Here is a 23,747-nt window from a genome sequence, read left to right as displayed (position 1 = left end):
GCTACCCTCGCGCCGATGCAGACGCCGACGACCCGCAAACCCGCAGCCGCCCTTGCGTTCGCGCTGTCGCTCGCGCTTGCCGCGTGCGCCTCGCAGGCGCCGCCCGAGCCGCCCGCGCCGACGCCCGCCGCGCCCATGCCGACGCCGGCCGACCCGTCGCCCCCGGCGACGCCGATGGGCGGCCAGCCCACGTCGGACGTCGCGGACCTCGCGACGATGCGTTCGGCCTTCGTGCGCGACACCGCTGCCCGCTTCGGCATCGAACCGGCACGTGTGCAGGCGGTGCTCGACGGCGCGACCATGCAGTCGTCGATCATCGCGGCGATGTCGCGCCCGGCCGAGCGCAGCAAGGTCTGGCACGAATACCGCCCGATCTTCATCGCGGATGCCCGCATCGCCGGCGGCCGTGCCTTCCTCGCCGAGCACCGCGCCGCCCTGGCGCGCGCCGAGGCCCGGACCGGCGTGCCGGCCGAGGTCATCGTCGCGATCATCGGCGTGGAAACGAACTTCGGCCGCAACATGGGCAGCCATCGGGTGGTGGATGCGCTGTACACGCTGGCCTTCGCCTATCCGCGCAGCGGCGACCCGACCCAGGTGGAGCGCGAGCGTCGCCGCGAGCTGTTCTTCCGCGACGAACTGGCGCAGCTGTTCGCGCTGGCCGACGAGCAGCGCCTGGACATGGCGTCGCTGCGCGGCAGCTACGCCGGCGCGATGGGCTGGGGCCAGTTCATGCCGTCCAGCTACCGCGACTTCGCGGTGGACGGCGACGGCGACGGCCGCGTGGACCTGTTCGGCAACCTCGACGACGTGTTCGCCTCGATCGCCAACTACTTCGTCGAGAAGGGCGGCTGGACCCGCGGTGGACCGGTGATGGTGCGCGCCCAGCGCGCCACCGGCGCGGTCGAGTACAACGCCGAGGACACCGACGACCCGTTCCTCAGCCAGGCCGAACTCGCGGCCCGGGGCTACCGCGCGGCGACGCCGGTGCCGACCGAACTGCCGGCGACGGTGATCCGCCTCGACGCCGAATCCGGCCCCGAGTACTGGATGATCTTCGAGAACTTCCGCGCCATCACCCGCTACAACAACTCGCGGATGTACGCGACCGCGGTGTGGCAGCTGGCGCAGGAAATCGCGGGGCGCCCGCCCGCATGAGGCACCTGGCGCTGCCCGCGCTCGCGGTGCTGATGGCCGCCTGCAGTGGCGCGCCGAAGAAGTCCGACCCGCCGCCCCCCGCCGAGACGGCGCGGGCGCCGGCGACGCGTCCCGCGCCGCCGCGCCGTTCGCCCTACCCGCCGGCGCAGGAGGACCCGTCCAAGCGCGGCGACTACGTGGCCGGTGGCCTGTACGCACCGGGCGTCAAGGACAGCGCGCCGTCGGAGCTGCCCGAGGTCGACCTGATCCCCGAACCCGAGGTCGTCGACGAACCCCGCTCGCGCTACGGCAACCGCTCGCCCTACACCGTGCTCGGCCGGAGCTACCGCGTGATGGACGACACGCGCGGCTACAGCGAGGAGGGGCGCGCCTCGTACTACGGCAGGAAATTCCACGGGCGACGCACCTCGAACCTCGAGGTGTACGACATGTACGCGTTCACCGCGGCGCACAAGACGCTGCCGCTGCCGAGCTTCGCGCGGGTGACCAACCTCGACAACGGGCGCTCGGTGATCGTGCGCGTGAACGACCGCGGGCCGTTCCACGAGGGCCGCGTGATCGACCTGAGCTGGGCGGCCGCGGTGAAGCTCGACATGCACCAGGCGGGCACCGCGCGCGTGCGCGTCGAGGCGTTGGCGCCCGGCGCGGAGGGCGCGTTCGCCACCGCGCCCCCGCCGGCGACGGCGACGCCGCACGCACCGACCGCGATGGACGCGCTGGTGGCGGAACTCCCGGAAGGCGGGGTTGCGACGCCCGCCGCGGAGGCGGAGCAGGCCTGGCGCTTCGAGATGCAGCGCGACGGCCAGGTCCGGGCCGCGGATGCCTTCGATGCGTGGATGGCCGAGCGCGGTGCCCGCGTGGCCACCGGCCGGCCCGCCGCGCCGACGGCGGCCCGCCGGGGCACGCAGGCGCCGTCCGCGGCCACGGTCGCGGCGACCGAAACGGTGACGCTCGTGCAGCCCGCTGCACCGTTGCCGGCGGCAGGCCGCGGCGGCGTGGGCACGCCATCCGTCCAGCTGCAGGTCGCGAGCTTCGCGGCGCGCGGCAATGCCGATCGCGTCCTCGCGCAGCTTCGCGGCGCGGGGATCGAGCAGGCGCGCGTGGAGTCGGGCACGTCCTCCGGCCGGCCGGTCTGGCGCGTGCGCATCGGGCCGGTCGCCGAGGCGGCCATCGCGTCGCTGGCCGAACGCGTCGCCGGCCTTGGACTGGGCACGCCGCACGTGGTCCGCGGGCAATAGCCGGCGCTGCCCTACAATCGATCGTTCGCCCGCCGGCCCGGAAGGCCGGAATCCGCCGCAGGACGCGCAGAACCGCCGGCAGCGCCGCCGGCCCGCAGGAGTCGTGATGTCCCCCGCCCGAACCCCTTCCCGTCCGTTCCGCGCGCTGGCGCGGATCGCCCTGGCCGCTTCCGCCACCGCGGCGATCGGCCTGGCCGTCGCCCAGTCGCGTCCGACGCCCGCGGCACCGGCCGCCGCCGGCGTCGACATGCCGGTGCCGCCGGCGCCGGAAGTCGTGGGCGAGGCGTGGCTGGTGATGGATGCGGCAACCGGCCGCGTGCTCGCCGGCGAGAACATCCACGAGCGCCGCGAGCCGGCCAGCCTCACCAAGGTGATGACCAGCTATGTCGTCGCCGCCGAGATGGAAGCGGGCAAGGTCAAGCCCGACGACCAGGTGATGATGAGCGAGTACGCCTGGCGCACCGGCGGCGCCGGCACCGACGGCAGCTACTCCGGCTTCGAGGTCAACCAGACCGCGCCGCTGATCGAGATGGAAAAGGGCATGGTGGTGCAGTCGGGCAACGACGCCGCCATCGCGCTGGCCGAGCACATCGCCGGCAGCGTCGACGCGTTCGCCGCCCTGATGAACGCCTACGCCGAGCGGCTGGGGATGGAGAACAGCCGCTTCGTGAATCCGCACGGCCTGCCGGCCGAGGGCCACTACTCCAGCGCCTACGACCTGGCGCTGCTGGGCCGCGCGATGGAGCGCGACTACCCGCAGCACTACGCCTACAACAAGATCCGCGAGTACACGGTCGGCGACATCACCCAGCGCAACCGCAACCTGCTGCTGTGGCGCGATCCGTCGGTGGACGGCATCAAGACCGGGCACACGTCCGGCGCCGGCTACTGCCTGATGACCTCCGCCGAGCGCAACGGCCAGCGCCTGGTCACGGTCGTGATGGGCTCGACCGGCGAGAAGCAGCGCGCCGACGACAGCCAGGCCCTGCTCAACTGGGGCTTCCGCTTCTTCGAGACCCACCCGATCTTCGAGGCCGGCAAGGCCGTGTCCACCCAGAAGGTCTGGAAGGGCGAGGCCGACGAGGTCGCGCTCGGCCTGGCGGCGCCGCTGCTGGTCACGATCCAGCGCGGCAAGTACGACCAGCTCAAGCCGACGATGGACGTCCCCAGGACGCTGGTCGCGCCGATCGGGAAGGGCCAGCGCATCGGCACCGTCAAGGTCACGCTGGACGGCGAGGTCGTGGCCGAGCGCCCGCTGGTGGCGCTGCAGGCGGTCCCGGAAGGCGGCTTCTTCAAGCGCCTGTGGGACGGCTTCTGGCTCTGGTGGGAGTCGGTCTGAGGCCCTGGCGGCCGGCCGGGTTGAGAGCGCCGGCCCGCGGACCCATGATCGGGTGATGGAACTCAAGTCCGACAATCCCGAGCACGGCTTCCAGTTCCCCGGCACCTTCGAGCTGAGCGCGATGGGCACCGCCGGGGCCGACCTGGAGACCGAGCTGCCCCGGCTGCTGATGGACGCCGGCATTCCGGTCGTCGAGGAGAAGGTGACCTTCCGCCACTCCTCGAACGGCCGCTACGTCTCGGTCCGGATCAGCTTCCGCGCCGAGACCCGCGAGCAGTACGAGGCCGCCCACGCCGCGCTGCGGTCGCACCCCGAGGTGAAGTGGACGCTCTAGCCTGCTCCGGCGCACCGCTGCCGCCGCGCCTGGGCCGGCCCTGCCTGGTGCGCGAACTCGGCCGCCGTGCCTACGAGCCGGTCTGGCGCGCGATGCAGGATTTCACCGACGCGCGCGACGACGACACGCCCGACGAACTGTGGCTGGTCGAGCACGACCCGGTGTTCACCCTCGGCCAGGCCGGGCGCCCCGAGCACGTGCTCGCGCCGGGCGACATCCCCGTCCTGCAGGTCGACCGCGGCGGCCAGGTGACCTACCACGGCCCGGGCCAGATCGTGGCCTACCCGCTGCTGGACCTGCGCCGGCTGAAGATCGGCGTGCGCGACTACGTCTGCCGCATCGAGCAGGCGGTGATCGACACGCTGGCGGACTGGAACATCGAGGGCCGGCGCCGCGACGGCGCGCCCGGCGTGTACGTGAACGGCGCCAAGGTCGCGGCGCTGGGCATCCGGGTCCGCCGCGGCTGCACCTTCCATGGCCTGGCCTTCAACATCGCCATGGACACCGAGCCGTTCCGCCGCATCAATCCCTGTGGTTTCGAGGGGTTGCAGGTCGTGTCGATGCTAGACTTGGGCGGCCCCGCGAGCCCCGACGCCGTCAAGCCGGCGCTGGTCTCGCACCTCGCCGACCAGTTCGGGCTGGCCATGTCGGCCGCCGACCCGTCCTGAGGCCCGCTCCGCCCCCGCCCACCCGCACCGCGCCGCCGCGCCACGGAACGCATCGATGAACGACGCGCCTTCCCGCTCGATCCCGCTCGCGGTCGTCGCCGACGGCCCCGCGCCGCTGCGCGAGGGCGTCAAGCAGGTCGCCGGCGACAAGATCGCGCGCTCGCCGGTGCAATTCGCCGACGCGCCGGTGCTGCGCAAGCCGTCGTGGATCCGCGTGCGGATCCCGTCGGACAACTCGGTCGCCCGCCTGAAGGCGAAGCTGCGCGAGAACCGCCTGGTCACCGTGTGCGAGGAGGCCAGTTGCCCGAACATCCACGAGTGCTTCGGGCACGGCACCGCGACCTTCATGATCCTCGGCGAGGTCTGCACCCGCCGCTGCAGCTTCTGCGACGTCGCCCACGGCCGGCCGAAGCCGCCCGACGCGGACGAGCCGCTCAACCTCGCGCGCACCGTCGCGGACATGGGCCTGAAGTACGTGGTGGTCACCAGCGTCGACCGCGACGACCTGCGCGACGGCGGCGCCGGCCACTTCGTCGACTGCATCGCGGCCATCCGCGAACACAGCCCGGGCACCCGCATCGAGATCCTGACCCCGGACTTCCGCGGCAAGGGCCGCATGGACCGCGCGCTGGAGATCCTGGCCGGGAACCCGCCGGACGTGTTCAACCACAACCTCGAGACGGTGCCGGACCTGTACCGGAACGTCCGGCCCGGCGCCGACTACCAGTGGTCGCTGGACCTGCTGAAGCGGTTCAAGGCCGCCCACCCGGGGGTGCCGACCAAGTCCGGGATCATGCTCGGCCTCGGCGAGACCATGGCGCAGGTGCAGCAGACCCTGCGCGACCTGCGCGCGCACGACGTCGAGATGGTCACCATCGGCCAGTACCTGCAGCCGAGCGCGCACCACCATCCGGTCCTGCGCTACTGGACGCCGGACGAGTTCAAGGCGCTCGAGGTGTTCGGCCTGTCGCTGGGCTTCACCCATGTCGCCTCCGGCCCGCTGGTGCGCTCGTCGTACCACGCCGACCAGCAGGCGGCCGAGGCCGCGCGCGCCACGGCAGGCGCGGCCTGAACGACGGCCGTCACGGCCACCGCACCGGCTGACGATTTGTTCACAACCGCGCCCCGGGGCGTGGTTACAGTGCCCTGGCCGCCGTCCACTGCAACTTCCGGCACTGGCCGGCGGTCGAACGCCTCCCGCACGCTGCGAACGGCCACCCCACGGCCGCCGAGACCATGACCAATCCCCGCCCCCTCCTGATCGCCCTCGTCCTGTGCCTGCCGGCGCTGCTGGCCGCGCGCGCCGACACCGGCCTGGCGCAGGGCCCGACCGAGGCCCAGGCGACCACCTCGCAGCTGGTGCACGGCCTGTTGTCGGACAGCCGCTACGCCTACCGCCCGCGCCCCCTCGACGATGCGCTGTCGGCGGACGTGTTCAAGCGGTTCCTCGAATCGCTCGACGGCAACAAGGTGTTCCTCACTTCGGAGGACATCGGGAAGTTCGCCGCCTATCGCACGCGGCTCGACGACGCGATCAAGGGCGGTGATCCGGCGCCGGCATGGGCGATGTTCGCGGTGTACCGCCAGCGTGTCGACCAGCGCACGGCGTTCGCGCGCAAGCTGCTGGACGGCGGCTTCGACCTGTCGATGGAGGAGCGCTGGCACTACGACCGGGAGGACGCGGACTGGGCGACCGCCGCCGAACTCGACGAGATCTGGCGCAAGTCGGTGAAGAACGACTGGCTGCGGCTGAAGCTGGCCGGCAAGACGGACGCGGAGATCCGCGCGACGCTCGGCAAGCGCTACCGGAACCTGGCGACGCGGGTCGCCGAACTGGATGGCGACGACGTCTTCCAGACCTTCCTCAACGCCTACACCGCGGCGATCGACCCGCACACCAACTACTTCAACCCGCGCAGCGCGGAGCTGTTCAACCAGAGCATGTCGCTGTCGCTGGAGGGCATCGGCGCGCAGCTGCAGAAGCAGGACGACGTGGTGGTCGTGCGCGAGGTGATCGCCGGCGGGCCGGCGGCGATCGACGGCCGGCTGCAGCCGGGCGACCGCATCGTCGGCGTCGGCCAGGACGGCAGCGGCGCGATGGAGGACGTGGTCGGGTGGCCCATCGACGAGGTCGTCGACCTCATCAAGGGCGCGAAGGGCACGGACGTGCGCCTGGACGTGGTGCCGGCGGCGATGGCGCTCGACGCGCCGCCCAGCCGCATCCAGCTGACGCGCGCGCGCATCCGCCTGGAGGAACAGGCCGCCAAGGGCGAGGTGCTGACGCTTCCGGTCGAGGGTGCCGAGTCGCAGCGCATCGGCGTGATCGAGCTGCCGACCTTCTACCAGGACTTCGAGGGCCGCCGGAAGAACAACGGCGACTACGCGTCGGCCACGCGCGACGTCGCGCGCCTGCTGCGCGGCTTCAAGCAGTCCGGCGTCGATGGCGTGGTGCTGGACCTGCGCAACAACGGCGGCGGCTCGCTCAACGAGGCAATCGAACTCACCGGCCTGTTCATCGACGAGGGCCCGGTGGTGCAGGTGCGCAGCTCGGGCGGCCGGGTCAACGTCGAGGGCGACCGCGACGACGGCGTCGCGTGGGACGGCCCGCTGGCGGTGCTGGTCAACCGGGGCTCGGCCTCCGCGTCGGAGATCTTCGCCGGCGCCATCCAGGACTACGGCCGCGGCCTGGTGATCGGCGAGACGACCTTCGGCAAGGGCACGGTGCAGAACCTGTTCGACCTGGACCGCTGGCCGGCGGGCGAGGGCAACCGCTTCGGGCAGGTGAAGTTCACCATGGCGCAGTTCTTCCGCGTCAGCGGCGGCAGCACCCAGCACAAGGGCGTGGTGCCGGACATCGCGTTCCCGGTCACGGTCGACGCGACCGAGTTCGGCGAGAGCACCTACGACAACGCGATCCCGTGGACCCGCATCGCCCCGGTCGACCATCGCCGCTACGGCAACTTCGAACCGATGCTCGACGCGCTGCGGACGCGCCACCAGGCGCGGATCGACGGCGACGCAGAGTTCAAGTGGTGGATGGAGGACGTCGCCCGCTTCCGCGAGGAGCAGGACAAGGGCTGGATCTCGCTCCGGCTGGCCGACCGCGAAGCCGAGCGCGACGCCGACGACGCGCGCCGCACCGCCCGCCAGGCCGAGCGCAAGCGCCTCGGGCTGCCGCTGGACCCGCTGGCCGGCGATCCGCTCGACGACGGGCTGCAGGCGAACGAGCGCGACGTGATCGAGGACGTGGCCCGCGAGGACGCGGCCGAGGAGCGGCCGGACCCGCTGCTGCAGGCCTCCGCGGCGATCCTGGCCGACGCGATCGTGCTGCTGCAGCGCGATGGCCAGCTCGCCTCCCGCGTGCTGCCCGGTTCGTCGGTCGCGGGCCACTGGACGGACTGAGGCCACGCCGGAAGCGTGACCCGACGCCCCGCTCCGGCGGGGCGTTTGCGTTCCGGCGCCCCGGGCGCCACCGGCCGGCGTAACATGCGCGCCGGCCCGCCGCGCGCGGGCCGGCCAGGCGCGGGACCCGCGCCGCTTCCCGACGCGAGCGCGCGCCGCCCGTGAACACCCCGCTCCCCTCCCTCCCGCCGCCCGCGCTGCCGGTGCGCGGGCTCGCCGTCGCCGGCGCGCTCGCCGCGGTCTACGTGCTGTGGGGTTCGACCTACCTGGCCATCCGCTTCGCGCTGGAGAGCTACCCGCCGTTCCTGCTCGGCGCCTTCCGCATGGCGACCGCCGGTGCGCTGATGTACGCCGTGCTGCGCTGGCGCGGCGTGGCGCCGCCGACCCGGCGCCAGTGGTGGACGCTGGTGCACCTGTCGATCTTCATGGTGCTGCTGTCGAACGGGCTGGTGAACCTGGCCGAGACCGAGGTCGGGTCCGGCATGGCCGCGATCGCGGTGGCGTCGATGCCGCTGTTCGCCGCGCTGTTCGCCTGGCTGCGCGGGCGCACGCCGACCCGGCGCGAGTGGGCGGGCCTGGCGGTCGGGTTCGCCGGCGTGGCCTGGCTCAACCTGGGCAGCGACCTGTCGGCGTCGCCGCTCGGGCTGGCGTGCCTGGTGGTCGCGCCGATCGCCTGGGCCTGGGGCTCGATCTGGAGCCGCGACCAGGACCTGCCCGGGCCCTTCATGTCGGCGGCGGGCCAGATGATCGCCGGCAGCGGCTGGATGCTGCTCGCCGCGCTGCTGCACGGCGAGCGGATGACCGCGATGCCGACGCTGGACGCGACCCTCGCGCTCGGCTGGCTCGTGGTCGCCGGCTCGATCTTCGGCTTCACCGCCTACATCTGGCTGCTGCACCACGTGCGGCCGGCGGTGGCCACCAGCTACGCCTACGTGAATCCGCCGATCGCGGTGATGTTCGGCGCGCTGCTGGCCGGCGAGACCTTCGGCCCGTCGGATCTCGGGGCGATGGCGGTGATCCTCGCGGGCGTGGCGACGATCACCCTCGCGCGCACCCGTCCACCCAGGGCGCCCGCCGAGCCGGCGGCCTGACGCCCGGTCAGGCCGCGCGGAGCGCCTCGCTCACCGGCAGCCGCGCGGCGCGCAGGGCGGGGAACAGGCCGCCGACCAGGCCGATGCCGAGCGCCCACTTCAGGCCGCTCCACAGCAGGTCGGGGCCGACGCGGAACTCGAACATGACCTGGCTGAAGTTCCCGCTCAGCGTCGATGCCGTGTAGCCGTTGAAGACCAGCCAGGCGACCGCGGCGCCGAGCAGGCCGCCCAGCAGCGCCAGCAGCATCGTCTCCAGCATCACCGCCACCACCACCGGCAGGCCGCGGAAACCGAGCGCGCGCAGCGTCGCGATCTCGCGCGCGCGGGTGGCCACTGCCGCGTACATCGTGTTGAGCGCGCCGAACACCGCGCCGATCGCCATGATCGCGCCGACCACCGTTCCGAGGATCTCGATCACCTTGGTCAGGCCCTCGGACTGCTTGTTGTAGTAGTCGCGGGTGGTGCTGGCGTCGAGCTTCAGGCGCGGATCGGCCGCGAGCGACGCCTTCAGGCGGTCGAAGCCGCCCTCGCCGTCGAGCTTGGCGGTCACCGACTGGTAGGAGGTGCGCTGGTAGGTCGTGCCCAGCACTTCGGCATCGGCCCACAGTTCCGACTCGTGGGAGTCGCCGGATGCGAAATGGCCGACGACGGTCCAAGGCTGGTTCGCCAGCTCGATGGTGCTGCCCACGTCGAGGCCCACGTACTGGCGCGCCGCGCCGACGCCGACCACGAGCTCGCGCCGCCCGCCCTCGAAGCGGCGGCCCTCGACGACCTCGACCTGCGGCCGCAGCGCCCACGCGCCCGGTCCCACGCCGCGCAGTTGCGCGTTCGCGTCGAGGTTGTCGCCGCGGGTGACCAGGCTGACCACCTGCGACATCTCCGGCGAAACCACCGGCCGGCCCTGCGCATCGCGCGCGATGCCGTCGAGCTGCCCGATCAGCGGCACCTGGTCGCGCATGATCACCGAGTTGGTCTCGGCCATCGAACCGCCGCGCAGCACGATCACGCTGGTCTCGTTGCCGGTCCGGTTGAGCGTCGCCTCGAAGCCGGCGGCCATCGCCAGCATCGCCACCAGCACGCCGACCACGCCGGCGATGCCGATGATGATCACGCTCGATGCGCCCCAGCGCCGGGGCAGGGTGGCCACGCCCACGCCGGCCACCGCCAGTGCCTGGCGGCCGCGCCGGGTGAGCACCAGCCACAGTGCCAGCACAACGGCCGCGGCGAGCACGCCCCACCAGGGCAGCAGGATCCAGCCGACCAGCGCCGCGGCCAGCAGCAGCACGGTGCCGGCGTTCGCGAACCACTTCCCGAGTCGTTTCATGTCGGTTGCCCTTTCCCGTCCCCGTTCGCGCGCGGCCTCAGCGGTCCGCGAGCGCGTCCACGATGTCCAGCCGCATCGCGCGCACCGCGGGGATCAGCCCCACCACCGCGCCGATGGCCAGCATCAGTCCAATCCCCATCGCCCAGGTCGCGGGCGGCATCGATCCGAGCTGGATCGCGCCGCCGCTCGTCGCGCTCACCGCCGGCATCGCGACCGCCGCCAGCGCCATGCCGACCAGCCCGCCGATCACCAGCAGCAGCATCGACTCGGCCAGCACCAGCCCCAGCACCGTGCGGTCGGTGAAGCCGATGGTCTTGAGCACGGCGAGTTCCGGCACGCGTTCGCGCACCGCCTGGACCATGGTGTTGCCCGTGAGGATGACCAGGGTGAAGAACACCGCGCCGACGATCGCGGTCACGATCATCCCCACGTCCGCGAACTGCTTGATGAAGCTCTGGTTGAACGCCTGCTCGGACTGGGTCTTGGTCTCGTGGTCGGAGTTCTCGCTCAGCCGGTCGATCGCCTGCGCGACGGCATCCGCCCGGGTGGGATCGTCGAGGGTGACCATCCACCAGCCCACGCGATCCTTGACGAAATCGTTGGCCTCGTTGAAGTAATCCCAGCGGAAGTACAGGGCGTTCTCCTCGCCCTTGCGCTTGGCGTCGGCCAGTTCGAACGTGCCGACCAGGCGGAACTGCCAGTCGTTGCCGCCCCGGGTCGGGAAGATCGTCGCCTGCAGCGGGATCACGTCGCCGATCTCCCAGCCGTAGCGTTCGGCCAGCGACGCGCCCACCACCGCGCCGTCGCGCGTGGCCTCGAACGCCGCCTTGTGTTCGTCGGAGATCACGTACTCGGGGTACACGTCGAAGAAGCCCGAGCCGACCGACATGTTCGGGAAGAAGTTGCGCTGGTCGCGGTAGATGCCGCCGAACCACGCCGCGCGCACGGCGCGCTCCACGCCCGGGACCGTTTCGATCCGGCGCTCGAGGCTGAGCGGCAGCATCTGGGTGATCGACAGGCGCGAGGCGACCACCATGCGGTCGTAACCGGCCAGGTTGGTGCTGGCGTTGAACGCCTGGCGCACCGAGTCCAGCAGCCCGAACAGCAGGAAGGCGGTGACCACCGACAGCAGCGTGAGCAGCGTCCGGGTCTTGCTGCGCATCAGCGCCGCCCAGATCAGGTGCAGGTATTTCATGGCGGACTCCTCAGGCGGCGTGCGCGGCCTGTTCGACCAGCGTGCCCTTGTCGAGGTGCAGCGTGTGGCTGGCGTGCTCGGCCGCCTTCGGATCGTGGGTGACCATCACGATCGTCTTGCCGTGCTCGCGGTTGAGCCGCTGCAGCAGCCCCAGGATCTCCTCGGCGGACTGGCGGTCGAGGTCGCCGGTGGGCTCGTCGCAGATCAGCAGCGTCGGGTCGGAGACGATCGCGCGCGCGATCGCCACGCGCTGCTGCTGGCCGCCCGACAGTTCGGACGGGCGGTGCTTGCCGCGCTCGTGCAGGCCGACGAGCTTCAGGGCGATTTCCGCGTTGCGCTTGCGTTGCGCGCCCCCGAGCTTGGTCAGCAGCAGCGGCAGTTCCACGTTGCGCTGCGCGGTGAGCGTCGGCATCAGGTTGTAGAACTGGAACACGAAGCCAACGTTCTCGCTGCGCCAGTGCGACAGCTGGCCGGCGCCGAGCGTGTCGATGCGCTGGCCGTCGACCTCGATCTGCCCGGCACTGGGCGAATCCAGGCCGCCGATGAGGTTGAGCAGCGTGGTCTTGCCCGAGCCGGACGGGCCCATCAGCGCGACGAAGTCGCCCTTGGCGATGTCCAGGTCGATGCCGTGCAGCACGTCCACCTTTTCCGGACCGCGCTGGTAGGTCTTGTGCAGGTTACGGATCGAAACCAGTGCCATGTCAGTTCCCCGTTGCGTTGACGTGCCGCGTCATTCCGTCGTTCCCGCGAAGGCGGGAACCCACCCTTCAATTCCCCCCGGTCCCCGCGACCCGCACGTCCGCGCCGTCCTCCAGCGCCTCCGGCGGATCCAGCACCACGGTGTCGCCCCCCGACAGTCCCGCGGTGACCTCGCGGTCGTCGCCGAGCGTCCGCCCGATCGTGACCTCGCGCCGCGCGACCGTGCCGCGGCCGTCCTCGACGCCGCGCACGACGAACGCGACCTGCGCGCCGTCGCGCGTGGCGATCGCCGCCGCCGGGACCAGCACGCCGGGCGGCGGTGCCTCGGCACCGGGCGCCGGCGCCGCCTCGAGGAAGCTCACGCGCACGCCCATGTCGGGCACGATGCGCGCGTCGCGTTCCTTCAGCGCGATGCGGACCTTGACCGTCGCCTTGCCGCGGTCGGCGGCCGGCACGATCGCGATGACTTCGGCCGGGATCTTCCAGTCCGGGTAGGCGTTGAGCGTCGCCTCGACCGGCATCCTCGGCGACACCCGGTTGATGTAGCTCTCGCCGACATCGACCTCGACCTCGAGCGAATCCATGTCCACGATCGTGCCGATGCCGGTGCGGGTGAACCCGCCGCCGGCCGACAGCGGCGAGATCATCTCGCCCGGCTGCGCCGCCTTCGCGATCACGACGCCGGAGAACGGCGCCCGGACCACGGTGTTGTCCACGCCGTTGTCGGCGATCGCCAGCTGGTCGGCGGCGACCTCCACGTTGCGGCGCGCGGTGGCCAGTTGCGCCTGGAGCGCCTCGCGCTCGGCGACCGCCTGGTCGTACTGTGCGCGGGACACCAGCTGCTGGCCGGCGAGGCCCTGCAGGCGCGCCGCGTTCGCGCGCGCCTCGTCGTACCGGGCCTGCACGCCGGCGACCTGGCTGCGGGCGGCGGACAGCTGCGCGGCGGCGAGTTCGCGGCCGGCGAGGGCGTCGACCGGGTCGAGCGTGGCCATCACGTCGCCGGCTTCCACGCGCTGGCCTTCCTCGATGAGCACCTCGCGCACCTTGCCGGTGACCTTCGCCGACACCGTCGCCATCCGGCGCGCGACCACGTAGCCCGTGGCGTCGAGCACCGACGCGGCGGCGCCGCCCGGCCCGCCGATGGCGACCGCCTGCGCGGTGCGCACCTCGGGCGCCTCGCCGCGCGCGAACAGCCACCAGCCGGCGGCCGTGAGCACCAGCAGCAGCGCGACCGCGCCGCCGGCGATCCATGCGGCGCGGGGGACGCCCTCGCTGGGCGGGCTGCTCCGGTCGATGCGCAGGTCGTTGAGCAGGTCACGGGAATCGCTCATCGGTGGGTCGCGGTCGGTCGTGGCATGCGGGCCGACAGTGTGAAGGCAGTCGCGTTGCCCCGCCACCGCCCGCCGCTCACGCGCCGGCGACCGAGATGACGTCCTGCAACGCGCGCAGGTGCCGGTCGAGTGCCTTGCGGCCCGGTGCCGTCAGCCGGTACCAGGTGACCGGCCGCCGATCGACGAAGTCGCGCCGCAGCGCGACGTAGCCCGCATCCTCGAGTCGCCGCAGTTGCGCGCCGAGGTTGCCGTCGGTGAGCTCGAGCTGTTCCTTGAACCGCGCGAAGCTCACCTCGCCATGCCGTGCCAGCAGGACCCCGATCGCCAGCCGCGCCCGGTGCTCGAGCGCGGGGTCGAGGCCGTCGAGCGCCTTCATTGGACGGCGCCCGGATTCCGCGCCCGCATCGCCGACAGGCCGGACCAGGCCAGCGCCGCGGCGAGCACCGCGCCGGTCGCCGGCCAGGCGTAGGGCGGAGAGAACAGGACCAGCACGGCGTACGCCGCGAGCATGAGCAGGCCGCTCCACAGCAGCGGGCGTTCCAGGTGCACGCCGGCCAGCGCGTAGGCCAGGCCCGCGACGAGGAGGAAGCCGGCGGCGCCCAAGCCGGGCTCGACCAGGCCCGTCGCCATCGGCAGCGCGGAGAGGACGAAGCCGGCGCCGGCCACCAGCCAGTGCAGGCCGTGGCGGCGGCCGAGTTCGGCGTCGATCGCGCCGTGCCGGCGCGCATCCCGGTCGCCCAGCCACCAGCTGAGCAGGCCGCCGCCGATGCCCGCCACGAGCCAGAACGGCCCCGCCAGGCCCGGTGCGAACTGCGGCAGCGCGAATCCGACCAGGACGATCCCGGCCCAGAGGAAATAGATCGCGGGCACGCCGACCGGCCGGTCGCGCCGGCGGACGGCGCTGGCGACGTAGTCGAGGTCCTGCTGGATGCGGTCTGCAGCGGTCATGTCGGGGTCCTCCGGGAGTGTGTTGGCAAAGTACTCTGCAAAATAGAGTAAGTCAACGGCGCACTCCCGGGGCATGGCCCCGCCCCATCGGTCAGCTGCGGGCGAAGCGCCCCGCGAGCATCGCCCAGGCCGCGCGCAGGCCCTGTGCTTCGCCGCCGGCTGGGCGCCCCGGGCGGTCGGCATCGTTCCAGGCGTACACGTCCAGGTGCGCCCACTTCTGGTTCGCGGGCACGAACCGCTCCAGGAACAGCGCGGCAGTGATGCTGCCACCCATCTTCGACGGCCCGGAGTTGGCGATGTCGGCGATGCCGCTGGTGAGGTAGCGCAGGTACGGCCGCCACAGCGGCAGGCGCCAGACGGGATCGCGAACGGCCATGCCGGCGTCGAGCCATTCGCCGGCCAGCGCGTCGTCGTTCGCGTAGAGCGCCGGCAGGTCGGGTCCGAGCGCGACCCGCGCGGCGCCGGTCAGCGTGGCGAAATCGACCAGCAGGTCCGGCCGCTGCTCGCCTGCGAACGTCAATGCATCGCACAGCACCAGGCGGCCCTCCGCATCGGTGTTGTCGACCTCGACGCTCGCGCCGCTGCGCGTGGCCAGCACCTCGCCCGGACGGAACGCATCGGGGCCGATCGCGTTCTCGACCGCCGGAACGAGCAGCGTCAGCCGCACGGGCAGGGCCCGCGCCATCACCAGCCCGGCGAGCGCGATCGCGTGCGCCGCGCCGCCCATGTCCTTCTTCATCCAGCGCATGCCGTCGGCCGCCTTCAGGTCCAGGCCGCCGGTGTCGAAGCACACGCCCTTGCCCACGAGGGTGAGCTGCGGCGCCTTCGCGTCGCCCCAGCGCAGGACGAGCAGGCGGGGCGCGCGATGCGAGGCGCGCCCGACCGCATGGATGGCGGGGAAGTTGCGCTCCAGCAGGGCGGGTCCGGTGATCGCCTCGACTTCGGCACCGTGGGCCGCGCCGAGGGCGCGGACCGCCTGCTCGAGTTCGTCCGGCCCCATGTCCTGCGTCGGCGTGTTGACCAGGTCACGGGCGAGCAGGCACGCGGCGAGCACGTCGGCGGTGGCCGGGTCGATCCCGCCGGCGAGGGTCGCGGGCTTGCGCGGCGGCGTCTTGTAGCGGTCGAAGCGGTACGCCCCCAGTCCCCAGCCGAGGGCCAGCGCGTCGCGCTCGGCCGGTGCCGGGTCGCCGGCCACGCGCCACGCGCGGGCGGGCAGCGCAAACGGTGCATGGGCGTAGGCGTACGGGTCGAGCGGGTCGCCGACCCCCAGCACGGCACCGGCGGGCGCCCCGGCGGCGCCGGGCAGCAGCAGCGCGCTGCCGGGCGAGGCGTCGAACCCGCTCGCGTCCAGCCACGCCAGCGTGCCGGCGTCCTGTTGCTGGCGCCACGCCGCGAGGGTGTCGCGGCGCACGACGTGCAACGGCAGGGCGTCGCCCGCGTCGCCGGCAAAGGCGTGTGCGACGGCTGCGGGCAGGGAATCGGGAAGCGTCATGCGGCGGTCCTGTCGTGGGCGGCTGCGCGGGTGGCGGGTGCATCGGCCGCGTCCAGCCAGTCGGCGAGCGCATCGACGCCCCCGAACTCGAGGTCGGGTCGCCTGGAGGGCAGCGGCCATTCGCGCACGCGGCCATCGGCGCGGGGCGGGTTGATCCAGCAGGTCGAAAGACCCGCCGCGGCGGCGCCGGCGATGTCGGCCGCGGGATCGTCGCCGACGTGCAGCACCTCGGGCGGCGCGACGCCCAGGCGCTCGCACGCGGCATGGAAGATGCACGGCGAGGGCTTCGGCACGCCGTGGTCGCGCGCCGACAGCGCGAACCGGAAGTGCCGTGACAGTCCGATGGCACGCAGGTCCGCGTTGCCGTTGGTCAGGGCGGCGAGCGGCCACCGCGCCGCGAGCCGGCCGAGCGCGTCGATCGCGCCCGGGAAGCAGTCGACCCGGTTGCGCGCGGCGTGGAACGCATCGAACGCCGGCCCGGCCAGCGCGGCGTCGTCCCCGCTGTCCTCGAGCATCCGCGCGATGCACAGCCGGCGTTGCGCGGTGAAGTCGTGCGACAGGTCGGCGCGTTCGCTCGCGATCGCCTCGCGGAGCGCACGCACCTCGGCGGGCGGCCACCTGCGTGCCGTGGCCGGCGCGTTCTCGTGGAGCCACGACGCGAGCGCGTCCTCGGCCGCGGCGATCGCGGGCGCGATCGGCCACAGGGTGTCGTCGAGGTCGAACGTGATGGCCTTCGGGGGGGGAATCACCCGCGCATGGTACCCGCGCGGCGGCTACTCCAGCAGCTTCGCCCAGCCTTCGCCGCCCTCGAGCCGCTCGAGCACCAGCTTGAAGCACACCAGCAGCGGCACCGCCAGCAGCAGCCCGACGATGCCCCACATCCAGCCGAACACGGCCAGCGCCAGCATCAGGATGAGCGGCGACACCGACATCCGCGAGCCAACGACGATCGGCGTGATGAAGTTGCCTTCCAGCACCTGCAGCACGACGTAGATCCCCACCGGCCCGAGCGCCATCCAGGTCTGGCCGTACGCGATCAGCCCGACCAGTCCCATCACCACGAAGCCGATCAGCGGACCGACGTAGGGCGCGTAGTTGAGCAGCGCCACCATCGTCCCCCACAGCAGGACGTCGCCAAGCGGCATGTCCAGCAGGAAGAACAGGCTGGCGGCATAGGCCGCGCCGAGCACGAGGTTGATCGTGGTGATCGTCAGGACGTAGCGCGAGACTTCCTGCTCGATCGAATGGAGCAGGTCGACGGTGACGCGCTTCTGCTGGCGACTGGGCAGCATCGAGATCGCGCTGCGCTGGATGCGCCCGCCGTAGACCATGAAGAAGAGCGCCAGGATCGCGATCGCCAGCACCGAGATGATCGCCATCGGCGTCTGCAGCAGGCCCGCGTACGGACTCGCCTCCTCCGCGGGCACCACGGCGACCTTCTCGATCTTGTCGCCCTCGCCCGCGTCGGGGGCGGCGGCCCGGGCGATGTCTTCGGCGGCCTGGTTGGCCTCCTGCATCGGCCGGGTCATCTCGCGCAGCGTCGGGGCGAGCTCGCGCAGCTGGGCGGGCGCCTCCCGCAGCCATTCGCCGGCCGGTTCCATCAGCTGCACCCCGAGCGCCGCCACGCCGGCGAGCCCGGCAAGGACGACCAGCAGCGCGGCGAGGAAGCGGGGCAGCCACAGCCTCTCGAGCGCGCGGATGACCGGGTTGCCCACCAGCGCGAAGAACATCGCCAGCAGGACCGGCAACACCAGGTCCTGGGCCAGGTACAGGGTGTACGCGACGGCGAGCACGGCGAGCACCACCATCGCGGTGCTCGCACGGGGCCGGGGCGGGGGCGGGGGGCCCGGTTCGGCATCCGGGTGGGGCGCCGGGGCAGCGACGCCGTCCTGCGGGAGGCTCATGGCTCGTAGGCCTCGGCGGTCGCGGTGGGCTGGCGGGCGACGTCGTCGCGGGCCGCCTCGACCGGACCGCCGGTCACCGTCTCCTCCGCCTCGTGCGCGGCGTCCTCGGCTTCGTGCGCGGCTTCCTCGGCCTGCTCGCTCGCCTTGAGCGCCATCACCGAGGCGAGCAGGCGGATCACGGTGATCGCGGCATTCGTCGCCTTCTGCAGCGGCTCGGTGCGACCGACCAGGTAGCCCGTGGCCAGGCCGGCCACCACGATGCGCCCGGGCGTCCACGCGGCACGCCAGGAGCGCTTGAGCTGGCGCCAGTCGGCGGACATCCGCCGTTCCTGTGCTTCCAGGGTGCTCTCGGCCTGTTCGACCTTGCGTTGGAGTTTGGCGAAGCTCATCGGCAACGGGATCCCGGCGGTTTCGTGATGGTTCCCGGCAGCGGCGCTCACGGCGGCGTGAGATCGATGCCGGTCTTGTCCTTCAGGGGCTCGGTGACCTCCTCCTTGAGTTTCTCGGCGGCGTCGCGGCTGGATTCGCCGGAGCCGGCGCGCGGACCGAAGTCGGCGAGCTCGCCGATGCCCAGCCGCGCCAGCTGGCGGCGGGTGGCCTGCATGCGGGTGTGCTCGAAGTAGCGCATGCCGTAGTACACGGCGATGGCCGCGCCGACGAGGCTGACCGCCGCGCAGGCGAGCAGGGCGCCGGACCACGGGAAGCCGAACTGGCGCGTGAGCAGCAGCATGAGCGCCGCCATCAGGAGCAGCCAGCCCGACCCGCCGAAGACGATCGCCACGCCGGTCAGCGCGAGCGTCCGGCCGAACGCGCTGCGCGCGAGCGAGAAGTCCGCGAAGACCAGCGTGCGCAGCGAACGGAAGACGTCGCCGGTCGCCTCCCAGCCGGCGCGCCCGGCGTCGCCGACCTGGCGAAGCGATTCGAGGATGTCGGGCGGCGGCTGCGGCTGCTCGGCGGGATCGGGCGGCGGCCCCGCGTGCCCGGAGGCGCGCGGGCCGTCGTCGCCGGCGTCCCTTCCGGCATCCTCCGCAGGCACGTCCCGGTCCTGCGCCATGCCTTACTTGCCGCCGCTGCGGCCGAGGCGGGCGATGATCCAGCCGGTCGCGAAGGCCACGCCGAAGGACGCCAGCGGACGTTCGCGGATCAGCTCGGCGGCGCTCTCGACGAGGTCCTGGCCCTTTTCCATCAGGGCGTCGACCTGTTCGCGGGTCGCGGCGGGCATGCTCTCGGCGGCGGCGATGCCGGCGAGCGCGCTGTCGGCGAGGTCGGCCTTCAGGTTCGCCTTGCCCAGTCGCAGTTCGTCAGCCGCCGCGGCGCCGCCGTCGCGCAACGCGGAGCCGGCCGCGCTGCCGGCGCCCTTGATCGCGCTGCCCGTGTCGTGGGCGGCCTGCTTGAGGTGGCTGCCGGCCTCGCCCAGGTTGCTGCGGACCGCATCGCTGGCGGAAGGGGTGTTCGAGCTCATCGCGGTTCTCCTGTGGGGAAGGAAGGGGGTGCGGGCGTTCGTGTCACTGGAGCAGCAGGTTGCCCTGCCGCCCGTCGCGCAGGATGCGGAGCACCAGCGGCGGACCGGCATCGCCATCCGCGAAGCTGCCCCGGAAGCCGGAGAGGTCGTCGAACCGACCGCTGTTGGCGGCGAGGACCACGTCGTCGCGCCGCAGGCCGTTGCGGGCCGCCGCGCTGCCGGGTTCGACCGATTCGACCCAGACGCCCGCGGCACCGGCCTGTCGCAGGCGTTCGGGGAGGTCGGCGAAGACCGCGCCCTCGAGGCGCGGATCCAGCACGGCGCCCGGCACGTTGCGGGGCAGTTCCCGCAACGCGACCTGCACCTGGAGCGGTTGGCCGTCGCGGCGGATGTCCAGGTCCACGCGGCTGCCGACGATCTGCAGCCCTTCGAAGTTGTGCAGGTCCGCGGGGCCGTCGATGCGTTCACCGTTCGCGGCCACGACCACGTCCCCGGGGCGAAGCCCGGCGGCCTCGGCGCCCGATCCGGCGTGCACGCGCGTGACCACCGCGCCGCGCGCGGCGTCGACGCCCAGGCCCGCCGCCAGGCGCGCGTCGAGCGGCCGCGTGTCCACGCCGAGCGCGCCCCGGCGCACCACGCCCCCGTCCATGAGCTGGCCCAGGATGTTGCGCGCGAGGTTGCTGGGGATCGCGAAGCCGAGGCCGATGTTGCCCGCCGCGCTGCCCTGCGGGTTGAAGCTCGCGGTGTTGATGCCGACCAGTTCGCCGCGCAGGTTGACCAGCGCGCCGCCGGAGTTGCCGGGGTTGATCGACGCGTCGGTCTGGATGAAGTTCTGGAACCCGAGGCCGCGCAGGCCGCTGCGACCCACCGCCGAGACGATCCCCGAGGTCACGGTCTGGCCGATGCCGAAGGGGTTGCCCACGGCGACGACGAAGTCGCCGACCCGCAGCGAATCGGAGTCGGCCAGCCGGACCTCCGCGCCGTCGGCGATGGCATCCGGGGGGATCCGCATCAGCGCGACGTCGGTGTCCGGGTCGGAGCCGACGAACGTGGCGTCGACCGTGCGGCCGTCGGCGAGCGTGACCGACACCGCTTCCGCGCCCTCGATCACGTGGTGGTTGGTGAGCACCAGTCCCCGGCCGGCGTCGACGATCACGCCCGAACCCAGCGACCGGTTGATCCGTTCCTGGGTGAGTTCCGGGAACATCCGGCGGAAGTAGGGATCGTTGCCGAAGGGGCTCACCCGGATCCGCTGCTCGGTCTGCACGCTGACCACCGCGGGCGTGACCCGCTGCAGCATCGGTGCGAGCGACGGGAGCGGCTGCCCCTCCACGGCGGTGGGCAACGCGGCCGCCACCGGCGCGGCATCCGTCGACGGGGCGGCGCGCGCGGGCGGCTCGATCAGGCCGTCGCGGACCGCGGTCGCGGCGAAGCCGCCGAACGCGGCCGCGAGCGCGAGGGCAAGGAGTGTCTTGAGCGGAGCGGGCATCGGGTCGCGTGTCCAGGCCGTCCGGCCAGTGTGAACAGGCATCCTGCAATTGCCCGTGAAGGCCATGCAAGCGCCTCGATGCCCGCATGTCGCCCGGTCAGAGGCGGGTCGACTCCGCGACGCCGCACAGCTCGAGCAGTTTCTGCCCGGCGGCGTTATAGCGGGCGGTGCGCACCGGACCGGCGGCCGTCCGGCGGTTCGCGCTCAGCTGGAGCGTGCGCTCGACGACCTGGTAGCCGTGGTAGGCGTTGTCCACGTACCAGTCGAAGCGTTGCACCACGGTGTACTCGCGATTGGTGGCGTTGTAGCTCCAGGTGCCGATGCCGATGCTGCGCTGGTGGGTGCCGGCGATGCCCAGCAGGTTCGGCAGGCCCTGCGGCGGCATGCGTGCGTTGTCCAGGAACGTGCCGCCGCTGTTGAACACGAGGGTCTGGCGCTGTGCGTCGCCCGGCGTCCCGCCGCACGGGCCGACGAGGGCGACGTTCGACCACGTGCCGACGATGTGCGAGGCGGGGGACGCGAGCAGGCCGTTGGCGACGGCGGCGGGCGCGGCGGCGAGCAGGCCGGCGGCGGCGAGGATGCGGATGGTGTCCATGGTTGCCTCCAGTGGGTGGGCCCCGCGATGCGGGAGGACGAAGCTGCCCCGCCGTTGGCCGGTTCCGCCATCAAAAACCGCTGAAACAGCGTGAAAACTCCTGAAGCAATGGACGACGCGCAGCCCGGACCGCTCCGATTCGAGCCATTCCGCCTGGATCCGCGCAGCCGGGTGCTGCGCCGCGACGACGGCGGAGTGGTGCCGCTGACCGGCCGGGCGTTCGACACGCTCTGCTACCTGGTGCGACACCGCGACCGGGTCGTCGGCAAGGACGAGCTGTTCGCCGCGGTCTGGGCCGGGCGGGTGGTGGAGGAGAACAACCTCAGCCAGGCGGTGTCGGCCATCCGGCGGGCGCTGGGCACCGGCGCGCAGGACCACCGGTTCCTGGTCACCGTGCCCGGACGGGGCTACCGCTTCGTCGCGGAGGTCGCGGAGGTGGCGCTGGCCACGGCGGACGTCGCGCCGGCATCGGAGGGCGCGGCGCCGCCACCCGGAGCGCCTGCCCCCGAGCTGGCCGACCGGCGCGGTCCGCCGCTGGTCGCCTGGCTCGGGGCGGTGCTGTTCCTCGTCGCGCTGTTCGTCCTGGCCGCGTGGCATTTCCGCCCCGGCCCGGGCGCGGACGGGGCGACGGCCCCGACCGCACGGCCGGCGACCCTGGCCATCCTGCCGTTCCGGTCGCTCGCGCCGGGCGCGCCGGACGACGTGCTCGAACTGGGGCTCGCGGACACGCTGGTGACCCGCCTCGCGCGGGTCGACGGACTGCGGGTGCGCGCCCTGCCGTCGAGCCTGGCGGTCCCGCGCGGCATCGACGCGGTCGAGGCGGGGCGCCTGCTCGACGCCAATTACGTCGTCACCGGGTCCGCGCAACAGGCGGGCGGGCGCGTCCGCGTGAACGCCCGGCTGGTGTCGGTCGGGGACGGCCGGGTGATCTGGACGCAGACGATCGACACCGACGGGGCGCGCGTGTTCGCGGCGCAGGACAGGATCGCCGCCGCGATCGCGGAGCGGCTCTCGCTCCAGCCCGAGGCGATGCCCGTGCAGCCACCGAGCCCCTGCGACGGCGGCGACGTGTCGGCCTACCGCGCGGTGCTGCGGGCGCAGTACCGCCTGCACCGCCGCGACCCGTCGACGATCGGGACCTTCCACGAGGCGATCCGCCGGGATCCGACCTGCGCGCGCGCGTACGCCGGACTCGCGGTGTCCTACATGTTCCAGGCGCACAACGACGCGGCGCCGCTGGAGGTCTTCCCACTCGCGCGCGCGGCGATCGATCGCGCGCTCGCGCTCGACCCGGACGCGCCCGAGACGCTCCTCGCCCACGCGCGCTACCTGCAGTTGCACGCCTGGGACTGGGCGGGTTCCGAACGTGCCCTCCGCCGCGCGCTGGCGATCAACCCGAGCCTGGCGGACGGGCATTTCGCGCTCGCCCACCTCCTGGTGACCCATGGGCGTTTCGACGAGGGCCTTTCGCACGCGCGCCAGGCGCGCGAGCTCGATCCGCTTTCGCCGTTCATCAACGCGCTCGAGGCGGGGTTCCTCACGGCGGCCGGCGAGACCGCCGGCGCCCGCGTGCGCGTGGCGCGCGCGCTCGAACTGGAGCCGGACTTCTGGATCGCGCTGCTGGTGCGCGGGGGCATGGCGCTCGACGGCGGCGAACCCGACGCGGCGGTGCGGGACCTGGCACGGGCGGCCGAGGCATCCGGTGGCGCGAGCCAGGTGCTCGCGCTGCTGGCGATCGCGCACGCGGCGGCGGGCGACGACGCGGCGGCGGCCGCCATCCGCGACGAACTCGTGGCGCGGTCGGGGCGCGGGTACCTCCCCGGAACGAGCCTGGCCGCGGCGCACCTGGCCACGGGGGCGCCGGAGGCCGCGCTCGACGCCCTCGAACAGGCCCGGGCCGCCCGCGACATCCGGATCGTCTTCATGGGGGTGGACGCGCGCTGGAACCCGCTGCGCGACAGCCCGCGCTTCCGCGCGCTGGCGGGGTCGACCGGGCTGTCCGCGGACGCGGCGACGGGGCGGTTCTGATCGTTGACTTCCCCGGGGACCGGGCGTACGTTTGGTCCCCGCGCCGCCACAAC

23 protein-coding genes are annotated in these 23,747 nt (G+C 73.0%); 9 read left to right on the top strand and 14 right to left on the bottom strand.

Features of this window, described 5'->3' with window-relative positions; translation table 11 throughout:
* Nucleotides 1-15: 15 nt before the first annotated feature.
* The 8 genes from mltB (at nt 16) to yedA (ending at nt 9,227) form a co-directional block, all read left to right on the top strand.
* Nucleotides 16-1,155: a lytic murein transglycosylase B gene (gene mltB / locus ACYU7H_RS09855; protein WP_460814337.1), complete on the top strand. Its 1,140-nt coding sequence runs from the start codon at nt 16-18 to the stop codon at nt 1,153-1,155.
* Nucleotides 1,152-2,393, top strand: coding sequence for a septal ring lytic transglycosylase RlpA family protein (locus ACYU7H_RS09850; RefSeq protein WP_460814335.1), 1,242 nt, complete (start codon nt 1,152-1,154; stop codon nt 2,391-2,393). Before mltB ends, ACYU7H_RS09850 begins: the two co-directional genes overlap by 4 nt.
* Before the next feature lie 106 nt (nt 2,394-2,499).
* On the top strand, nt 2,500-3,732 hold the full coding sequence (locus ACYU7H_RS09845) for a D-alanyl-D-alanine carboxypeptidase family protein (protein WP_460814333.1): 1,233 nt from the start codon (nt 2,500-2,502) through the stop codon (nt 3,730-3,732).
* A 55-nt stretch (nt 3,733-3,787) separates the two neighbouring features.
* Nucleotides 3,788-4,066: a DUF493 family protein gene (locus ACYU7H_RS09840; protein ID WP_460814331.1), complete on the top strand. Its 279-nt coding sequence runs from the start codon at nt 3,788-3,790 to the stop codon at nt 4,064-4,066.
* Nucleotides 4,067-4,083: 17 nt separating this feature from the next.
* Nucleotides 4,084-4,734, top strand: a complete 651-nt coding sequence (gene lipB, locus ACYU7H_RS09835; protein WP_460815034.1) for a lipoyl(octanoyl) transferase LipB — start codon at nt 4,084-4,086, stop codon at nt 4,732-4,734.
* Between the two features lie 55 nt (nt 4,735-4,789).
* Nucleotides 4,790-5,806, top strand: a complete 1,017-nt coding sequence (gene lipA / locus ACYU7H_RS09830; protein WP_460814329.1) for a lipoyl synthase — start codon at nt 4,790-4,792, stop codon at nt 5,804-5,806.
* A gap of 164 nt (nt 5,807-5,970) precedes the next feature.
* The gene (locus ACYU7H_RS09825) at nt 5,971-8,136 is read left to right on the top strand and encodes a carboxy terminal-processing peptidase (protein ID WP_460814328.1); all 2,166 of its coding nucleotides are present in this window, start codon (nt 5,971-5,973) and stop codon (nt 8,134-8,136) included.
* A 161-nt stretch (nt 8,137-8,297) separates the two neighbouring features.
* The gene (gene yedA / locus ACYU7H_RS09820; RefSeq protein WP_460814326.1) at nt 8,298-9,227 is read left to right on the top strand and encodes a drug/metabolite exporter YedA; all 930 of its coding nucleotides are present in this window, start codon (nt 8,298-8,300) and stop codon (nt 9,225-9,227) included.
* A gap of 7 nt (nt 9,228-9,234) precedes the next feature.
* Here the strand turns inward: yedA and ACYU7H_RS09815 are convergent, their stop codons facing one another.
* The 14 genes from ACYU7H_RS09815 to ACYU7H_RS09750 form a co-directional block, all read right to left on the bottom strand.
* A complete protein-coding gene (locus ACYU7H_RS09815) occupies nt 9,235-10,551 on the bottom strand; it encodes an ABC transporter permease (protein ID WP_460814324.1) in 1,317 nt (438 codons plus the stop codon).
* A gap of 37 nt (nt 10,552-10,588) precedes the next feature.
* Nucleotides 10,589-11,746: an ABC transporter permease gene (locus ACYU7H_RS09810; RefSeq protein ID WP_460814322.1), complete on the bottom strand. Its 1,158-nt coding sequence runs from the start codon at nt 11,744-11,746 to the stop codon at nt 10,589-10,591.
* A 10-nt stretch (nt 11,747-11,756) separates the two neighbouring features.
* Nucleotides 11,757-12,446: an ABC transporter ATP-binding protein gene (locus ACYU7H_RS09805; protein ID WP_460814321.1), complete on the bottom strand. Its 690-nt coding sequence runs from the start codon at nt 12,444-12,446 to the stop codon at nt 11,757-11,759.
* Nucleotides 12,447-12,513: 67 nt separating this feature from the next.
* Complete coding sequence (locus ACYU7H_RS09800; protein WP_460814319.1) at nt 12,514-13,776, bottom strand: efflux RND transporter periplasmic adaptor subunit; 1,263 nt, start codon at nt 13,774-13,776, stop codon at nt 12,514-12,516.
* A 76-nt stretch (nt 13,777-13,852) separates the two neighbouring features.
* Nucleotides 13,853-14,152: a transcriptional regulator gene (locus ACYU7H_RS09795; protein ID WP_460814317.1), complete on the bottom strand. Its 300-nt coding sequence runs from the start codon at nt 14,150-14,152 to the stop codon at nt 13,853-13,855.
* A complete protein-coding gene (locus ACYU7H_RS09790; RefSeq protein ID WP_460814316.1) occupies nt 14,149-14,724 on the bottom strand; it encodes a hypothetical protein in 576 nt (191 codons plus the stop codon). Before ACYU7H_RS09790 ends, ACYU7H_RS09795 begins: the two co-directional genes overlap by 4 nt.
* A gap of 91 nt (nt 14,725-14,815) precedes the next feature.
* Complete coding sequence (locus tag ACYU7H_RS09785; protein WP_460814315.1) at nt 14,816-16,216, bottom strand: leucyl aminopeptidase family protein; 1,401 nt, start codon at nt 16,214-16,216, stop codon at nt 14,816-14,818.
* Nucleotides 16,213-16,965 carry an HAD-IA family hydrolase gene (locus tag ACYU7H_RS09780; RefSeq protein WP_460814313.1) on the bottom strand — a complete coding sequence of 251 codons (753 nt, stop codon included), beginning with the start codon at nt 16,963-16,965 and terminating at the stop codon, nt 16,213-16,215. The genes ACYU7H_RS09785 and ACYU7H_RS09780 overlap by 4 nt, the downstream gene beginning before the upstream one ends.
* Nucleotides 16,966-16,989: 24 nt before the next feature.
* A complete protein-coding gene (locus ACYU7H_RS09775) occupies nt 16,990-18,120 on the bottom strand; it encodes an AI-2E family transporter (protein ID WP_460814312.1) in 1,131 nt (376 codons plus the stop codon).
* The gene (locus tag ACYU7H_RS09770) at nt 18,117-18,509 is read right to left on the bottom strand and encodes a hypothetical protein (RefSeq protein WP_460814310.1); all 393 of its coding nucleotides are present in this window, start codon (nt 18,507-18,509) and stop codon (nt 18,117-18,119) included. The genes ACYU7H_RS09775 and ACYU7H_RS09770 overlap by 4 nt, the downstream gene beginning before the upstream one ends.
* A 47-nt stretch (nt 18,510-18,556) precedes the next feature.
* Nucleotides 18,557-19,174: a phage holin family protein gene (locus tag ACYU7H_RS09765; protein ID WP_460814309.1), complete on the bottom strand. Its 618-nt coding sequence runs from the start codon at nt 19,172-19,174 to the stop codon at nt 18,557-18,559.
* 3 nt (nt 19,175-19,177) lie between these two features.
* Complete coding sequence (locus ACYU7H_RS09760) at nt 19,178-19,582, bottom strand: hypothetical protein (protein ID WP_460814307.1); 405 nt, start codon at nt 19,580-19,582, stop codon at nt 19,178-19,180.
* Between the two features lie 43 nt (nt 19,583-19,625).
* Nucleotides 19,626-21,071: a trypsin-like peptidase domain-containing protein gene (locus tag ACYU7H_RS09755; protein WP_460814305.1), complete on the bottom strand. Its 1,446-nt coding sequence runs from the start codon at nt 21,069-21,071 to the stop codon at nt 19,626-19,628.
* 97 nt (nt 21,072-21,168) lie between these two features.
* Entirely contained in the window at nt 21,169-21,666 is a 498-nt protein-coding gene (locus tag ACYU7H_RS09750; protein ID WP_460814303.1) for a hypothetical protein, read from the bottom strand.
* Nucleotides 21,667-21,774: 108 nt separating this feature from the next.
* On the opposite strand from ACYU7H_RS09750, the gene ACYU7H_RS09745 reads away from it, so the two are divergent.
* Nucleotides 21,775-23,694: a winged helix-turn-helix domain-containing tetratricopeptide repeat protein gene (locus ACYU7H_RS09745; RefSeq protein WP_460814302.1), complete on the top strand. Its 1,920-nt coding sequence runs from the start codon at nt 21,775-21,777 to the stop codon at nt 23,692-23,694.
* Nucleotides 23,695-23,747: the final 53 nt, after the last annotated feature.

The organism is Luteimonas pelagia, from assembly GCF_054776035.1.
Note: the sequence above shows the minus strand (reverse complement) of the source record. Positions and strands in the feature narration are given on the sequence as shown.

Bases quoted from the DNA above. Each gene is read 5' to 3' on its own strand.
- ACYU7H_RS09800 (WP_460814319.1), bottom strand. From the start codon at position 13,776: ATGAGCGATTCCCGTGACCTGCTCAACGACCTGCGCATCGACCGGAGC.
- mltB (WP_460814337.1), top strand. From the start codon at position 16: ATGCAGACGCCGACGACCCGCAAACCCGCAGCCGCCCTTGCGTTCGCG.
- ACYU7H_RS09750 (WP_460814303.1), bottom strand. From the start codon at position 21,666: ATGGACACCATCCGCATCCTCGCCGCCGCCGGCCTGCTCGCCGCCGCG.
- ACYU7H_RS09840 (WP_460814331.1), top strand. From the start codon at position 3,788: ATGGAACTCAAGTCCGACAATCCCGAGCACGGCTTCCAGTTCCCCGGC.
- ACYU7H_RS09770 (WP_460814310.1), bottom strand. From the start codon at position 18,509: ATGAGCTTCGCCAAACTCCAACGCAAGGTCGAACAGGCCGAGAGCACC.
- ACYU7H_RS09760 (WP_460814307.1), bottom strand. From the start codon at position 19,582: ATGAGCTCGAACACCCCTTCCGCCAGCGATGCGGTCCGCAGCAACCTG.
- ACYU7H_RS09805 (WP_460814321.1), bottom strand. From the start codon at position 12,446: ATGGCACTGGTTTCGATCCGTAACCTGCACAAGACCTACCAGCGCGGT.
- ACYU7H_RS09845 (WP_460814333.1), top strand. From the start codon at position 2,500: ATGTCCCCCGCCCGAACCCCTTCCCGTCCGTTCCGCGCGCTGGCGCGG.
- ACYU7H_RS09810 (WP_460814322.1), bottom strand. From the start codon at position 11,746: ATGAAATACCTGCACCTGATCTGGGCGGCGCTGATGCGCAGCAAGACC.
- ACYU7H_RS09850 (WP_460814335.1), top strand. From the start codon at position 1,152: ATGAGGCACCTGGCGCTGCCCGCGCTCGCGGTGCTGATGGCCGCCTGC.
- ACYU7H_RS09790 (WP_460814316.1), bottom strand. From the start codon at position 14,724: ATGACCGCTGCAGACCGCATCCAGCAGGACCTCGACTACGTCGCCAGC.
- ACYU7H_RS09775 (WP_460814312.1), bottom strand. From the start codon at position 18,120: ATGAGCCTCCCGCAGGACGGCGTCGCTGCCCCGGCGCCCCACCCGGAT.
- ACYU7H_RS09795 (WP_460814317.1), bottom strand. From the start codon at position 14,152: ATGAAGGCGCTCGACGGCCTCGACCCCGCGCTCGAGCACCGGGCGCGG.
- ACYU7H_RS09765 (WP_460814309.1), bottom strand. From the start codon at position 19,174: ATGGCGCAGGACCGGGACGTGCCTGCGGAGGATGCCGGAAGGGACGCC.
- ACYU7H_RS09755 (WP_460814305.1), bottom strand. From the start codon at position 21,071: ATGCCCGCTCCGCTCAAGACACTCCTTGCCCTCGCGCTCGCGGCCGCG.
- ACYU7H_RS09745 (WP_460814302.1), top strand. From the start codon at position 21,775: ATGGACGACGCGCAGCCCGGACCGCTCCGATTCGAGCCATTCCGCCTG.
- ACYU7H_RS09785 (WP_460814315.1), bottom strand. From the start codon at position 16,216: ATGACGCTTCCCGATTCCCTGCCCGCAGCCGTCGCACACGCCTTTGCC.
- ACYU7H_RS09825 (WP_460814328.1), top strand. From the start codon at position 5,971: ATGACCAATCCCCGCCCCCTCCTGATCGCCCTCGTCCTGTGCCTGCCG.
- lipA (WP_460814329.1), top strand. From the start codon at position 4,790: ATGAACGACGCGCCTTCCCGCTCGATCCCGCTCGCGGTCGTCGCCGAC.
- ACYU7H_RS09815 (WP_460814324.1), bottom strand. From the start codon at position 10,551: ATGAAACGACTCGGGAAGTGGTTCGCGAACGCCGGCACCGTGCTGCTG.